This is a genomic window from Bacillus gaemokensis (assembly GCF_001590835.1).
Classification (GTDB): Bacteria; Bacillota; Bacilli; order Bacillales; family Bacillaceae_G; genus Bacillus_A; species Bacillus_A gaemokensis.
Map to the genome: position 1 here is coordinate 1 of NZ_LTAQ01000023.1, position 14,935 is coordinate 14,935.

General features: G+C 37.4%; 9 protein-coding genes and 6 pseudogenes. 5 read left to right on the forward strand and 10 right to left on the reverse strand.

What is annotated here, in order from left to right:
* Positions 1 to 129 precede the first annotated feature (129 nt).
* From AZF08_RS16965 to AZF08_RS16985, 3 pseudogenes are all read right to left on the reverse strand, one after another.
* Positions 130 to 516: pseudogene (locus AZF08_RS16965) on the reverse strand (IS4 family transposase); the annotation flags it as partial.
* A 142-nt stretch (positions 517 to 658) separates the two neighbouring features.
* Positions 659 to 2,066, reverse strand: a pseudogene (gene ltrA, locus AZF08_RS16975) (group II intron reverse transcriptase/maturase).
* A 522-nt stretch (positions 2,067 to 2,588) separates the two neighbouring features.
* A pseudogene (locus AZF08_RS16985) lies at positions 2,589 to 3,258 on the reverse strand (transposase); the annotation flags it as partial.
* A gap of 84 nt (positions 3,259 to 3,342) precedes the next feature.
* Here AZF08_RS16985 and AZF08_RS32390 point away from each other — a divergent pair.
* Positions 3,343 to 3,417: pseudogene (locus AZF08_RS32390) on the forward strand (IS6 family transposase); the annotation flags it as partial.
* Between the two features lie 166 nt (positions 3,418 to 3,583).
* Here AZF08_RS32390 and AZF08_RS16995 read toward each other — a convergent pair.
* The 5 genes and pseudogenes from AZF08_RS16995 to AZF08_RS32020 all read right to left on the reverse strand — a co-directional run.
* Positions 3,584 to 5,419, reverse strand: a complete 1,836-nt coding sequence (locus tag AZF08_RS16995) for an amidohydrolase (RefSeq protein ID WP_033673978.1) — start codon at positions 5,417 to 5,419, stop codon at positions 3,584 to 3,586.
* A gap of 13 nt (positions 5,420 to 5,432) precedes the next feature.
* A complete protein-coding gene (locus AZF08_RS17000) occupies positions 5,433 to 6,026 on the reverse strand; it encodes an antibiotic biosynthesis monooxygenase (protein WP_033673979.1) in 594 nt (197 codons plus the stop codon).
* Entirely contained in the window at positions 6,023 to 6,667 is a 645-nt protein-coding gene (locus AZF08_RS17005; protein WP_033673980.1) for a hydrolase, read from the reverse strand. The genes AZF08_RS17000 and AZF08_RS17005 overlap by 4 nt, the downstream gene beginning before the upstream one ends.
* A gap of 139 nt (positions 6,668 to 6,806) precedes the next feature.
* Positions 6,807 to 7,451, reverse strand: coding sequence for an isochorismate family cysteine hydrolase YcaC (gene ycaC, locus AZF08_RS17010; protein WP_033673981.1), 645 nt, complete (start codon positions 7,449 to 7,451; stop codon positions 6,807 to 6,809).
* 263 nt (positions 7,452 to 7,714) lie between these two features.
* A pseudogene (locus tag AZF08_RS32020) lies at positions 7,715 to 7,819 on the reverse strand (NADPH-dependent FMN reductase); the annotation flags it as partial.
* 264 nt (positions 7,820 to 8,083) lie between these two features.
* Here AZF08_RS32020 and AZF08_RS17015 point away from each other — a divergent pair.
* Positions 8,084 to 9,175, forward strand: coding sequence for a low temperature requirement protein A (locus AZF08_RS17015; protein ID WP_033673982.1), 1,092 nt, complete (start codon positions 8,084 to 8,086; stop codon positions 9,173 to 9,175).
* A 70-nt stretch (positions 9,176 to 9,245) separates the two neighbouring features.
* On the opposite strand, the pseudogene AZF08_RS28875 reads toward AZF08_RS17015, so the two are convergent.
* Both AZF08_RS28875 and AZF08_RS17020 read right to left on the reverse strand, forming a co-directional pair.
* Positions 9,246 to 9,398, reverse strand: a pseudogene (locus AZF08_RS28875) (zinc ribbon domain-containing protein); the annotation flags it as partial.
* Between the two features lie 150 nt (positions 9,399 to 9,548).
* The gene (locus AZF08_RS17020; protein WP_033673983.1) at positions 9,549 to 10,127 is read right to left on the reverse strand and encodes a TetR/AcrR family transcriptional regulator; all 579 of its coding nucleotides are present in this window, start codon (positions 10,125 to 10,127) and stop codon (positions 9,549 to 9,551) included.
* 365 nt (positions 10,128 to 10,492) lie between these two features.
* On the opposite strand from AZF08_RS17020, the gene AZF08_RS17025 reads away from it, so the two are divergent.
* The 3 genes from AZF08_RS17025 (at position 10,493) to AZF08_RS17035 (ending at position 14,841) form a co-directional block, all read left to right on the forward strand.
* Positions 10,493 to 11,683 (forward strand): MFS transporter, encoded by a 1,191-nt coding sequence (locus AZF08_RS17025; RefSeq protein WP_033673984.1) that lies wholly within the window; start codon positions 10,493 to 10,495, stop codon positions 11,681 to 11,683.
* A 644-nt stretch (positions 11,684 to 12,327) separates the two neighbouring features.
* On the forward strand, positions 12,328 to 13,164 hold the full coding sequence (locus AZF08_RS17030) for an alpha/beta fold hydrolase (protein ID WP_033673985.1): 837 nt from the start codon (positions 12,328 to 12,330) through the stop codon (positions 13,162 to 13,164).
* A gap of 246 nt (positions 13,165 to 13,410) precedes the next feature.
* Positions 13,411 to 14,841 (forward strand): IS4 family transposase, encoded by a 1,431-nt coding sequence (locus AZF08_RS17035; protein WP_082793724.1) that lies wholly within the window; start codon positions 13,411 to 13,413, stop codon positions 14,839 to 14,841.
* Positions 14,842 to 14,935 lie beyond the last annotated feature (94 nt).

Here is a 14,935-nt window from a genome sequence, read left to right on the forward strand (position 1 = left end):
CACATCCATCAACTTAAGATTCATTTTTATATAAAAGTTAAGGTTTTCTAAGTGGTTTTTCATTCCCTTTTACAGATATTTTAAAAATACGCATACCAAATAAACCCGGGGGTGGGTTTATTTTTTTAACTATGCTACCAGATGAGTCGCAGTGGTATAATTGTAAACAACACCCAAAATATCAAAGACTGTTTTTTTCTCATATCTGTGGGATTTTCGTCCGTTTCGCTGTAGGAGGTTAAACAGACGAAGGAGCACCTTTGATAATTTCGGGGTGTTTTTTTGTAATGCTTGATAAAACAGTAAAAAGTGGTCTTTAATCATGTACATTGCTTTATATTCGCTTAATTCTTTTTGCTTCTTACGCAACAAGAGTTCTCTCATTTTAAACATAGTAGAAGAACACAGGAGAATACCGATTAATTGCCCGTATAAATGACATTCTAATCGTTCTTGTTTAATAGATTTACAACGGTGGATTTGAAACCAAGATTTCCATACTTTAAATAACAGCTGTCGGGTAAAAGACTGGCGCGGTATCAGTGTGACCCGTTTCCAGCCTCTCCCCATAAGAACTGCTCGTGAGGTTTTCCCTCAAGCAGCTCACCCCATAAACTTCATCAAAAGGGTTATGAGACCTATCAAATGGCAGACACTTTCATCGGAAACTCTCTGCACTTTTCAGGGGAAGGACTTTCCAGTCCCAGTAAAGCCCCAGTACACCATAGAGATATTCGTTACTCCATCTCTGCCATCCGATGCTACGCTTTCGTCGTCGTTTCCTTCTCGTTAACAGTGTGCGAATTTTCATCTCCGTATAATCACGTACTTCACTGAAGGCTTGACTAGAGTTCCCAACCCGGAAGTAGTTCACCCATCCAGTCAGTACGGCATTGATTTGTTTTATTAAGTCTTGTGCTGGCTTCGCTCCTGCGTTTTGAATGAGTTCGCGAATTTTTGCTTTCACTGTCGTGCGAGCTTTCTTCTTCGGGATCATGAAAACGAAGAATCCATTCTTATTTCGGTTCGGTATTCGTCTCAGGNAGTTCGCGAATTTTTGCTTTCACTGTCGTGCGAGCTTTCTTCTTCGGGATCATGAAAACGAAGAATCCATTCTTATTTCGGTTCGGTATTCGTCTCAGGTCAAATCCTAAAAATCCGAAGGATTCTCCTTTTAGGACATTCACCATCTGAGTCTTCTCCAGATTCAGTTCAACTCCCAAAGGCTTTAACTGTTCCCACAGTCGTCGTAATGYCAGTTCAGCCCATCCACTTTTACTGGAGTGTCCGCTTACAGCGATAACTATATCGTCGGCAAAACGGTGATAGTTTACAGCTTCGTAATTGCCCTCAGCTGTTTTGCGTCGAATAGCATCAAATGTCCAATCCACTTCATTGAGGTAAATGTTCGCGGCTAGTGGAGAAAATGGCCCCCCTTGCGGGACACCGATCTTTCCTGTTGCCTTAATTACCTGTTTTACAAGATGCATAACCTGTGGGTCTTGGACACGTTTCGCGATTTTCTTCAATAATATGTTGTGTCGGATTGTATCAAAGTAGCGTGACAAATCAACATCAATTATTATGGTCATACGGCGCAATATACTGCGTCGTACTTCTGCCAATGCCTGATGTGGAGAGCGTTTCGGCCGAAACCCATACGAGTTTGGACAGAAATCAGCTTCAAAAATTGCTTCTAATATGAGTTTTAGCGCTCCTTGTACTACACGATCTCGTATACACGGAATTTGCAGAGTTCGCATTTTGCCGTTTGCCTTTGGGATTTCTACTTTTCGATTGGCTTGTGGTCGGTATATTCCAGCTTGCAATTCCTCTTGAATACCCGTTAAGAATGGGATAACTCCTTCTAGTTCTATATCAGCAAAACTTTTTCCATCAATGCCTGGAGCACCGTTGTTTTTCCTCGCCTGTTGATATGCTTCGTGAAGGGTTGTCATTTTGGTAATGTGGGTAAATAGCCCCCAAAACCGGTGCGTAGGTTCAGACTTCGCCTTTCGATAGATTCGTTGCCTTAGTTCCTGCAAAGTGATGGGTGTTTTTGTCATGGCACCCTTGCCTCCTTTAGTCATACGAAATGTTTACAGGTTCGGACYCTTTCCTCCCCGCGCGTTTTGCTGCACGCAGATCTCTGGTACTACGATCCGTTCCGCCACCCTGACACCTACCGTTCTCACTTCCCGATCGCGGTTATAGAGACGGTCTCCTCGATGAGGTTTCTTCATCGGGTGTCGAGGGCTTCTCCAGTTTCCACATTATCTTTCTCTCCATGTCGCCGCTGATACCCCGCCGGTGAGAACTGCCGTTCCAGACTCGTTTCGGTCAGTTCTTGTTGCTTTCGCACGTTATCGACCGTCTCAGCCACCGGAATTGCGTGTAACGAGGCTACATCTACGTTCACTGTACGTTACAACCTGGAGATTTGCCCACATGCCTTTTGCATGTGATGTCAGAGGGCTTCGCCATGTCGCTTTCACTTCATGGCGCCTCTCAGGCTACGGGAGTGGAGTCTATTCTCCCGATTGGACTTTCACCAACTAGATAATGTGTCCTTATCTGGACACGCCRATTTGCCAWCGTAAGGAGTAAAAATCGTATACTTGTTCCTTTGGTAGATATTCCAAAGGAATATTTGTAATATAAAAGTTAATTGCACTAAGCCGCTTACTGCGTTCTTTATAGGTAATTTGCTTCTTATGTTCTTTAGATGCTAAATCCTTTTGTCTACGTTTCATTTGCGTTTCAGTTAATTTATACAGAATGAGTCTTGCAGGAAGCTTTTGATACATTCCAATATAAATCTCAGGAATTTCATATGTTTCACCTGACTGTAATTGGTCAATAAATTGCTCCATATCTAATTGGATGTACTCAGAATGCTTTTTTATTGTTCCATTTTGAAAGTATTCAGGTTCTTTATTCTTCTGATATATACGTGTATTGAGTTTTAATCTTGAAATAAAATAAGCATTACACTCTTCTATAGTATGTAAGTCTTTTAAGTCGAAGTATCCTAAATCACGTATACATACATCGTTGGGTTGAAGGGACGTTAAACAAGTAGAACCATATGTTTTGACTTAACCAAATACATAAGGCCACTAAATCTTGTGCGCGGTATTTACTTTTTCGTTTAACAAATCCTACATTTCTAGCTAATTGCTCTAAAGCATCAGGTGACATATATCGTTGCAACTCTTTAGAAAACAATTCTAGTTCATCAAAAATTGATAAGTTCATATCAAAAACGCCATCCTTTCCTATGATTCTACAAAAAGAATAGCGTATTCTTTCATTTGATGGAAAGTTTGATTTGTTTTTTGACAGACTTTACAAGGAGAGAAGTCTGTCAAAAAACAAATCAAGTTAATCAATCAACTCTTCGGTCTTACCGCATAGTAATAGATTCCGTTAGGAATACACTGATATTTCGAATCTACATATTATTTGCACCAGAACCCATATTACCATTATGATCTTAATACCATTATTATTTGGTTCCGTCCTCGGTCCCAAACCCTTATTGTAGAAAGAAAACCACCGGTATTAGACCGGTGGTTCTGACTTAGAAAGCAAAGCAAGTACAACCAATACCCCATTTAGTTCCATCTTTTCCTATTACGGTATGAGTGTGTTGATGGAGAGGGTTACTGCAACTATGTAACTTGTGATCATGGGCATCGTGAGAAAGTATATTGTGGGCTAGGTTAGCGCCACCATAACCATAAACTCCCGTCGGTGCCCAATCAGGTGATGCTGGCGGCAATTCAGGTGATAAATTTTTAAATTCATCATTTCCATAAACAACCTGCCCACCCATAATGGTGAGTAATGATTCAAGGTCTTTGATTTCTTCTTCTGGCACAGTAAAGTAGTCAGAAGACAATACAGCAATATCAGCAAACTGACCTACTGCAAGGGTTCCCTTTTTACCTTCATCACCAGAGAACCACGCACTTCCTTTGGAATATAGTTCCAGGGCTACTTTTCTGTCAAGTTTATTCTTTTCATCGTATATCGAAAGACCACCAATGGTTTTTCCGGCAACCATCCAGTAAAGAGCAACCCAAGGGTTATAGCTGGAAACCCTGGTTGCATCGCTACCGGCGCCAACAGGTATATCCAGGTCTAGCATACGATAAATCGGAGGAGTACGCTTTGCAGCTTCCTTTCCGTATAAATCAACAAAGTATTCACCTTGGAAAGCCATGCGGTCTTGGATGGCAATACCGCCATTTAAAGCCTTAACACGTTCCATACTACGATCTGAGATTGTTTCTGCATGGTCAAACCACCAGCGTAGACCATTAAAAGGAATTTCTCTGTTGACTTCCTCAAAAACATTTAAGAAACGTGTTATTGACTCGTCATAAGTTGCATGTAAACGGAATGGCCAACGGTTTTCCACCAATAGAGAAATTACTTTCTTTAAGTCAGCTTCCATCACCGTAGCTAGTTCGGGCCGCGGCATTTGAAATTTTTCAAAATCGGCTGCCGAGAATACTAACATTTCTCCGGCACCATTCATTTTATACTTATCATTTCCTTGACCCGGAGAAACAATTTTTGCCCATGAAGCAAAGTCTTCATATTCATGATTTGGATTTTGCGTAAATAGATTATACGCAATACGCAAAGTTAATTGATCCTTCTCGGCTAAATGTTCAACAACTTTGTAATCATCAGGATAATTTTGGAATCCACCACCTGCATCAATGGCACTTGTGATACCTAATCTATTTAATTCGCGCATAAAATGGCGAGTCGAGTTAATCTGGTCGTCAAAATTAAGTACTGGAGCTCTCCCCAAACTTGAATAAAGAATAGAAGCGTTAGGATTAGCAATTAAAAGACCCGTTGGATTACCTCGTTTATCCCGCTCAATTAAACAGCCCGGAGGGTCTGGGGTATCTTTTGTGTATCCCAGTGCACGCAGCCCTGCACGATTTACAAGTGCTCTATCGTAAAGATGTAGCACAAAGACAGGTGTGTCTTCAGAAACAGCATTAATCTCTTCCAAAGTTGGCATCCTTCGCTCTTTAAATTGAAATTCAGACCAACCTCCAACTACTCTTACCCACTGAGGAGCAGGTGTACGTCTTGCCTGCTCTCTAAGCATTTCCAGAGCAATAGCAAGTGATGGCACACCTTCCCAGCGCAATTCCATATTATAATGAAGACCGCCACGAATAACGTGTATATGAGAGTCATTCAGGCCTGGAATAGCTCTCTTTCTTTTAAGGTCTATTTTTTTTGTTTTTTCTGTGGCACTATCAAGAAGCTCATCTCCGCCTACTGCAGTGACTAAACCATTAGTTATGGCGATAGCCGATACCTCAGGTTGAGATGGGTCAAGGGTAGTGATTTTTCCGTTATATAAGATCATATCCGGTAAATTCATGTTCACACCTCGTCTACTTCCTATTATTTTGTAACCATGGATGAAATATTTTACCGAAAATCGGCATGACTACCCATGATAGCAAGGACACTATACATACAGAAACAAAAAAAGCTGACATAATAGGATTCATATTTTTTATAATTGGTCCTATCACTTTAGGAACCAACATGCTAAGAGGCCATACACCAAGAACAGTAACAATAGACATTTTCCATTTTGGCGGTGGAACTGGCGTTTTCGGAGTAACAAACCAATAAGCCAAACTGCTTTCAGTTTTGTAAGTTGGATTAGTAGCTTGAAATTGTTCTGCCTGTTTTAACAAATCTTGACGAATATCTGATTCTTGCCAAGCACGTAGATACTCATACGTATCGAAGCGAAAAATAACAGTATACTCTCTGGATCCGTTATTGGGGACTATTAGATTTACGCCTAAATGCCCTGGGAATTTAGTAGCGGCAGCTTCAATTTCACGTCTCCATGTTTCAAACTGTTTTTCACTACCTTCTTGAATTTTCCATGTAACAATCGTTGTTACTGGATCGCTAGCATCCATCGTGTTCCCAGTATGAGATTCTCCGACAGTCACTCTTTCTTGTTTCATATTTTCCTGCTTGGAAGCGCGCCATGTACCATAGTATATGCGTATTCCACGCCTTGACCATAAGCGCCAGTGTGTTCTTTTACAATTTCCATAACAGTATCATAAGTTTCTTTGCGTGCCCAGTCACGTTGGTATTCAAGTAAAACTTGAATTGCTGTCACTGGAATTGCCCCGGCTTGTTCTACACGACGCATAGCAGCGTTATGTGCTGTCAAACTAGTACCACCTGAAGCATCATCAACTGCATAAACTTCATAGCCAGCTTTAATTGCTTCAAGCACAGGGAATGCAAGGCAAACTTCAGTCCAAAGTGCGGCAAATATCAATTTCTTTCTACCTGTTGCTTTAATTGCCTCAACAAATTTTAAATCTTCCCAAGAGTTCATTGAACTACGTTCTATAATTTCATGGTTTGGGAATATGTCAAGAATTTGTGGCCAAAAGTAACCAGAAAAGCTACGTGTTTCAACTGTAGTAAGAATAGTAGGTACATTAAAAGCTTTTGCTGATTTAGCAAGTAGTGTAACATTATTAATTAATGTTTGTCTGTCAATGCTTGCAACTCCAAAGGTCATTTGAGGCTGAAAATCGATCAAAATTAATGCACTGTTCTCTGGAGTTAACAATTCTAAATTACTCATAATAAAACACTCCTTTTTTATTATTTCAAATGATTTATTCTGAAATGATTATTTTTTCTGTTAATTTAAATTTAATCAGCGCTAAATTTATACTATCCACTTTTTTAAAGTGATTTATAGCTATTTCTTAGGAATTAATTTATGCATTTTGTTTACTAAGATCTCGCTGAGCTCCCATATAACTTCCAATTATATTTTGATAACCTGGAAGATTACTAGCAAGCAAATTGCCAAAACCTTCAACATCGTTGCGCCAATCGCGTTGTAATTCGCACGCTACGCTAAACCAGTTCATAAGTTGCACGCCACCATGTGCCATACGCGTATTGGCAGCATCTGCAACTTGTTTACTGAAAGTTCCTGAAGCATCAGTAACAGCAAATACTTCATACCCAGCTTTAATAGCGGAAAGTGCTGGGAAAGCAACGCAAACATCCGTAACTACTCCCGCGATGATAAGTTGTTTTTTTCCTGTTTCTTCAATTGCTTTTACAAAATCATCATTATCCCATGCGTTAATTTGTCCAGGTCGAGCTATTTTGGGTGCGTGAGGAAAGAGATCGACCAATTCTTGCATTAAAGGTCCGTTAGGTCCGTGTTCAAAGCTTGTTGTTAAAATAACTGGTAAATCAAAAAACTTAGCAGTGTGAGCAAGAGCTAAAACATTGTTCTTGAATTCATCAACACCATAGTCACGTACTAGTCCGGACATAAGGCCAGTTTGATGGTCCACTAAAAGAACGACAGCATCATCTTTGTTAATACGAGAATAGAGATTGGACATTATGTATTCCTCCTAAAAATTAAGTAATCGAAGAAAGTTTAAACAGTGGAATAGTATCGTAAATTTCTTCGTTTGTTACGATCAATTTATGATTAAACTGATCGTTAATATTAATTTATCCATAAACTTAGGACACGTCAATTATTTTCTAAAAAATCAGAAGAGTTATATCAGACTGATTTTTCAAAACCCTTAATCTTCTTTTATTAATCTAAAATAGGATTTTTATCTATGAACAAAGGTAGATTATTTATCTCGATTCAATGAAATTGATAGGATTCATCCGGCCCTGTTAATGATTGAGCAATGATTCGATTATAAGAGTTTTTTCGTAAACTACCACAAATAAGACCTATAGTCTTAGTCATATATTTTCTTGTTTTTTATAAAAATAACCAATTATACCATGGCACACCAAATTAGTAGAAGTAGTTTTATAATTAACTTTCAGACTATTTGATTTAATGAAGGGTTTACTATAAAAGGCCGAGGATGTAAGAATCTCTCATTAGTTTTCTTATTATTAGCTCGAGTTTTCCGAGTTATGACAAGTGGTCTATATCTATATTATTTTCTCTTCCAATTAATATATATTTTTAGCATACTATTGACTAGAAGGAGGGAGCACAGAAATGGAAGAAAAGAAAGTGACGTGGTTAGAACTCTTTTATGATTTGTTATTTGTGGCAGCAGTGACGGCTGCGACTCATGTTTTACTTCATGTTGAAGATGGGCAAATCCATGCAGAGTATTTAGTAAAGTTTGTCTTAATTTTTATTCCGATTTGGTGGGCGTGGGTAGGGCAAACCATCTTTGTTAACCGATTTGGAAAAGATTTATTTCATCAACGAATCTTTTTGATCTTGCAAATGTTTTTTGTCCTAATAATGACATCAAGCTTATCAGCTGATTTTGATCCTTATTATCTTTCTTTTTTAATTGGCTATATTGGCTTAAGGGCCGTGACTGCAATTCAATATCTTGTTGTCCAGCGTATAGAAGAGGGGGCTCGGAAAAAAGCAGCACTCTTTTTAGGAAGGTATTTTTGGATCGGAATCGTTATTTCATTATTATCTGTCTTTTTTGATTCTTGGATACGATATGTTACGTTGTATTTGGGAATTCTTATCGATATTATTGTCCCACCGCTTGGAAGAAAGTGTTTAGAAAAGGTTCCCACAAATACAGCTCATTTGTTAGAGAGATTTGGTCTATTTTCCATTATTCTCTTTGGGGAAGCTCTTATAAGCACTCTTGTGGTTATTCAACCTAAACAAGGAAATTGGAATTCAATAAGCTTTGCGATTATTTCGTTTATCCTCATTATTTCAATGTGGTGGCAATATTTCGATAACATGGAGAAGAAACTCGACAAGTCTAGACAAACTTCCGGTCAAATTATTATTTACGGTCATCTGTTTATTTTAATGTCTTTGAGTATGGTTGCAGCATGTATTAGACTATTGTTTTTACAAGAGGTCTATTATTCTTTTATTCTATATTTTGTTTTTGGTTCTGTATTGCTCTATTTCCTGTCAACCACAATTGTTTTTCATCAATACAGGTTTGAACAACACCGTTTGAAAATTTATCATCTATGTTTGTTTTTAGGGATTTTAGCAGTCCTTTTTGTTATTAATTTGATTGTAGTAGTACCAAATATTGTGATAATAGGACAATTAACTCTATTTTTCATCACCTATGCTAAATTAACAACTACTTGAAATCTCCCACTTTCACTTCGTATAGAAGAGGGGGATTCCTAAGTAAATAGTTCTATTGAACTCTAATTTATTAAGCTATCTCCACAGTCCTTGCGATTAGAAGCCTTATCGTTTCATTCTTTAAATTGATACTTGCGTTAATATCCTTATCATGGTGTGTACGACAAGAAGGACAGTCCCATTTACGTATATTTATATTTTTAATGACTTTGTTTTGATATTTAGAGTAATTATCAATTTTTAAACTGATGTATATGGGAGACCACTCAATATACATCAGTTTAAAAAAATTAAATATTTTATTTATCAAATCAATTTAATTTGCATCCGTATAGGATGCAGTGGGGGTTCTAAATCTTTGTTTGAATGTTAATCACTTCAAACGTATTCCTTCAAATGCGTTTATTACCAAGTCATGTACATAGGAATCGTTCAACTTTTCACCGGTTACTAGCAATCGATAGAAAATTGGTCCGTAAATGAGATCAATACTCAATTCAATATTGAGGTTTTCTTTCAATTCTCCTCTTTTAATCCCATTCTTCAGGAGTTGCTTTGCCTGCAGTCGACGTGGCTGGAAATATCTAGTGCGATATTCCTCTGCTAGTTTTGAATCAAATTGCCCTTCACCAACTAACTCAGTAATAATAGTCCCTTCCCGACTTAACAAAAACCTAGCTAAACTTGTGGCGTGAATTAAGATATCATTCAATGCTGAACCTGTGTCAGGTACTGGCAATCTGGCTGCGGCAGCAGAAAGAAACCCATCCATTACCACAGCAGCCTTATTTGGCCACCATTTATAAATCGTAGCTTTGCTAACTTTAGCACGATCTGCAATTTTATCGACTGTGACTGCTTTAAAGCCATTTTCCAGTAATAAATCATAGGATGCAGAAAGGATAGCTTTTTGAGTTTCAATATTACGTGGTCGACCTCTTTTACCTTGCACATTAATCATTCCTTTCAAGAACATAAACTATACGTTTAGTATACTTAATATGATCAAAAAATAAAATAGCCTATTTACAAAACTGAACGTTTAGTATATATTTTATGTAATTAATGAACTGAACGTTTAGTTTATTAGTTACCTACCTATTGTCTTGTAATGGCTATAGCTAGGTTTCAAAATTCAAAAAATTCATTATTAAAAATATCTAGAAAAGGGGAATGAAAAAGTGGCAAAATTGGACCTTTTAAAAGAAGAACGGAAAGTGGTTCAGGCTCAATTTAGTACAATGAACAATGGTATCGCAGTAGTTCTTGACAGGGCGATTCAGTAATTTTGAAATAAAAGTATGGGAGGAAATAGATATGTCTAATTTTAAAAATAAAGCAATTAATAAGGAGATTTCATCGGGTTTAATCATTCTTTTAGCAACTGCATGTGGTATCATTGTGGCTAATCTTTATTATGCCCAGCCTTTAATTGGGGTAATTAGTAATGTAATTGGGCTTTCTAATAGTAGTGCTGGATTAATTGTAACGCTAACTCAGATTGGATATGTTGTTGGCTTACTATTTCTTGTACCTTTGGGAGATATTGTTGAGAATAGAAAATTAATAATTATATTGTTATTTCTAAGTGCAGTTGCTCTAACTGCCATGGTTTTTGTAAAGAACGCAATCTTGTTGTTAGTAGCTTCATTCTTTATCGGACTGGGATCGGTCGCAGCGCAAGTGCTCGTACCTCTTGTATCATATCTTTCATCGGAAAATGCACGCGGTCGCGTAGTTGGCAATGTTATGAGTGGTCTGTTATTAGGTATTATGCTTGCACGTCCGATATCTAGTCTAGTAGCCGATATCTGGGGCTGGAATGCAATATTTGCTTTATCTGCAACTGTAATTGTTGTCTTGGCGTTAGTATTATCGAAAGTACTCCCTACTAGGAAACCAACAGCAAAAACAAATTATACCGCCTTACTTAGTTCAATGTGGCAACTACTACGAACTACTCCACTTTTACGTCGTCGCGCAATTTATCATGCTTGTGTATTTGGAACTTTCAGCTTATTCTGGACTACTGTTCCATTATTATTGTCAAGTCCTACTTTTCATTTTTCTCAAACCGCTATAGCATTATATGCACTTGTCGGAATTACAGGTGCAATAGCCGCTCCAATAGGTGGTCGTCTAGCCGATCTTGGCTGGACACGGCCCGCCACTGGGATAGCTCTCACTGTTGTTATTATTTCTTTATTACTACCACTTTTTATTCAAAGTAGCTCGCCCTTTGGAATAGCTGTTTTAGTAATTGCTGCAATTCTGTTGGACATGGGAGTATCTGCAAACCTTGTGCTTAGCCAACGTTTAATTTTCTCGTTGAGTCCAGAAATTCGTAGTCGATTAAACGGGCTATTTATGGCTATTTTCTTTTTAGGAGGTGCTGTTGGATCCTTTATTGGAGGATGGTCATATGCCTTAGGTGGATGGAATCTAGCATTATGGATAGGAATCGCTTTTCCGACCATAGCCTTGCTTTATTTTGCTACAGAGAAATAGTTCAATAATTAAATTTTAGTAGCCAGGATTCTGACTGCCTATTCAGTGGTATATTTGAGCTTTAAAGATTATTTGTGAATTGTATTGAGTTTTAGTGTTAGAACCAAATTTTTATTCTCTATTGCTGTAAGATGACAAGACTCACCATGAAGAATGTGTCTAAATTCTAATAAAAAAGAGCTTGTGTCAAAACACAAACTCTTTTGAAATAGAAATAACGCAATTGAGATATCTATATATTAACAATTGGTTTCTTACAATTCCATACTTCACATGTTGAGAAATAATAAATTTGTAGTTTAATAAAACTTAAATGAATTATTGACGTAATATTTAGACTATAATATAATTAATCTCGAATTCGAGATGATTTACAAAAAATTGGTAAAGATGAGAATTTATCTTTAAAGTTGTTTACATCCAATTTCCAATCGATTGAATTGAGAACAAGCTCTTTGTATGTATACAGCAGGAAATACATGATTCTCTACAGAAAAAGAAATACAAGGTCAAATCAAAAATAGACAACAGATTTATCCATACTTTCTGCTAATTACTTCCGAGTCTCGGGTTAATAAATCAAGCGTATCGAGTCTATATTGACAGTAGTTGGTGGAAAGATGGTCTATATTGGGGGGAGAAGAATGGCAAAAATTACTGTAGGAACCGAAAATCAAGCACCAATTGAGTTATATTATGAGGATCATGGTATAGGAAAACCAGTTGTACTAATTCATGGTTGGCCGTTAAGTGGTCGATCTTGGGAATACCAAGTTCCCGCTCTTGTTGAGGCTGGATACAGAGTCATAACATATGATCGTCGAGGCTTTGGAAAGTCATCTCAGCCGTGGGAAGGATATGAATATGATACTTTTACTTCTGATTTACATCAACTATTAGAACATTTAGATCTTCAAAATGTCACGCTTGTTGGTTTTTCTATGGGTGGAGGTGAGGTAGCTCGATACATTAGTACGTATGGAACAGACCGTATTGAAAAGGCTATTTTTGCTGGAGCAGTTCCTCCTTATTTATACAAATCAGCAGATCATCCTGATGGGGTATTTGATGATGCAGCAATTGAAGAATTCAAAAGTGGCGTGATAAATGACCGCCTTGCATTTCTTGACGAATTTACTAAGGGATTTTTCGCGGCTGGTAATCGAACAGATTTAGTTAGTGAGCCATTTCGTTTATATAATCGGGATATTGCAGCCAGTGCATCGCCTAAAGGAACGCTTGATTGTATTACCGCCTTTAGTAAGACAGATTTTAGAAAAGACTTGAAGAAGTTTAATATACCTACTCTTATTATTCACGGTGACTCTGATGCAACTGTACCTTTTGAATTAAGTGGAAAACGTACATATGATTCCATTCCTGGTAGTAAACTCGCTTTAATACAGGGTGGTCCTCATGGATTAAACGCAACTCATGCAAAAGAATTTAATGAAGCATTATTAACATTTTTAAAAGACTAATCTTTGAGGAACTACCGGAGGCGGTTCAACAGCAATATCAAGAATAATAACACGAATTTATCGATTAGGGGTTTTCCAAAAGAGTAGCGCTATACTTAATCTTTGGGAAAACCTTCTTTACAGAGGGTTTATTAGGTCTCTTAGGGGTATCGCCACACATCCATCAACTTAAGGATTTAGACTATTCTTGAAGTTAAAAGCACGTTACTATTCTCTTATGTTAATGAGAAAGGGTGACGTGCTTTTATGAATATGCATCAAACACAAGAGCTGTCTTTATTTGCCGAAGAGTTATATCGATATATGTCTCCCGCTACACTTAATCAATTAGCTATAAAAGCAGGCGGAATGAAACGAAAACGTAAGTGCCATGGGCACCATTTTTTATCTTTGTGTGTATGGTTAAATCAGCAAATCGCTACTACCTCTCTTATTCAACTTTGTAGTCAATTAGAAACTTCAACAGGAATTTTATTAAGTCCTGAGGGACTTAATCGACGGTTTAACTCTGCTTCTGTAGCCTTCTTTCAAACTGTATTTACTACACTTCTACAAGCTAAAATTGGAGGGCTAACTAAGATTTCCCATTCTCTTTCTGATTACTTTGATCGTATTCGTATCCTTGATTCTACAACCTTTCAAGTTCCAAATCGATTCGCAGCTACTTATCCTGGTGCCGGAGGATGTAGTCATAAAGCTGGTGTGAAAATTCAATTAGAGTATGACTTGTTGAGTGGAGAGTTTTCTGATGTGAAAATTGAGCCAGGAAAAAGAAGTGATCAGGCATATGGGGCGACTCGAATAGGCATGACACAAAAGAATGAACTATATATTCGTGACTTAGGATATTTTCGTTTACAAGACTTTAAGTCTATCCAAGATAAGGAAGGGTATTATTTATCACGTCTTAAATTACCAACTAAAATATATAGAAAAGAATTCGAAACAGTGGTATTTAAAACAAAACCTGCTCAATTGAGACCGGTATATATACAAATCCATTTGGAAGACATCATGAAACAATTACAACCTGGCCAAGTGTATGAATTACATGATGTATATGTAGGGAGCAAAGACAAACTACCTACTCGCATTGTGATTTATAGATGTACAGAGGAGCAAAAACAGAAGCGCCTACGTGATCGAGCCATTCGCGAAAAGAAAAAAGGGATTACATATACAGAGCGTACGAAACTTTTACAAGGAATTACGGTATATATGACAAACATTCCTACGGAATGGGTACCAAAAGAGAAAATCTATGATTTATATTCACTGCAATGGCAAATTGAGCTGTTATTTAAAATATGGAAATCCTGGTTTCAAATTCATCGTTGTAAATCTATTAAACAAGAGCGATTAGAATGCCATCTTTATGGACAACTCATTAGTATCCTATTATGTTCTTCTACTATGTTTAAAATGAGAGAACTCCTGTTACGTAAGAAACAGAAAGAGCTAAGTGAATATAAAGCGATGTACATAATTAAAGATTATTTCTTACTTTTTCATCAAGCATTACAGAAAAACACCCAAGAATTATCAAAGATTCTCCTTCGTCTGTTTAACCTCCTACAGCGAAACGGACGAAAATCTCACAGATATGAGAAAAAAACAGTCTTTGATATTTTGGGTGTTGTGTATGAGTATACCACTTCTGCTCATCAGGTAGCATAGCGAAAAATTTGAAACCCGTCAGGGTTTATTTGATGTGCCTACTTTTATGATATCTATAAAAGATAATAAAAGACTACGTGAAAAGGCCACATTT

What these genes read in the sequence shown, in the direction of transcription:
- AZF08_RS16995 (WP_033673978.1), bottom strand. Translation starts at nt 5,419, where the DNA reads ATGAATTTACCGGATATGATCTTATATAACGGAAAAATCACTACCCTT.
- AZF08_RS17000 (WP_033673979.1), bottom strand. Translation starts at nt 6,026, where the DNA reads ATGAAACAAGAAAGAGTGACTGTCGGAGAATCTCATACTGGGAACACG.
- AZF08_RS17005 (WP_033673980.1), bottom strand. Translation starts at nt 6,667, where the DNA reads ATGAGTAATTTAGAATTGTTAACTCCAGAGAACAGTGCATTAATTTTG.
- ycaC (WP_033673981.1), bottom strand. Translation starts at nt 7,451, where the DNA reads ATGTCCAATCTCTATTCTCGTATTAACAAAGATGATGCTGTCGTTCTT.
- AZF08_RS17015 (WP_033673982.1), top strand. Translation starts at nt 8,084, where the DNA reads ATGGAAGAAAAGAAAGTGACGTGGTTAGAACTCTTTTATGATTTGTTA.
- AZF08_RS17025 (WP_033673984.1), top strand. Translation starts at nt 10,493, where the DNA reads ATGTCTAATTTTAAAAATAAAGCAATTAATAAGGAGATTTCATCGGGT.
- AZF08_RS17030 (WP_033673985.1), top strand. Translation starts at nt 12,328, where the DNA reads ATGGCAAAAATTACTGTAGGAACCGAAAATCAAGCACCAATTGAGTTA.
- AZF08_RS17035 (WP_082793724.1), top strand. Translation starts at nt 13,411, where the DNA reads ATGAATATGCATCAAACACAAGAGCTGTCTTTATTTGCCGAAGAGTTA.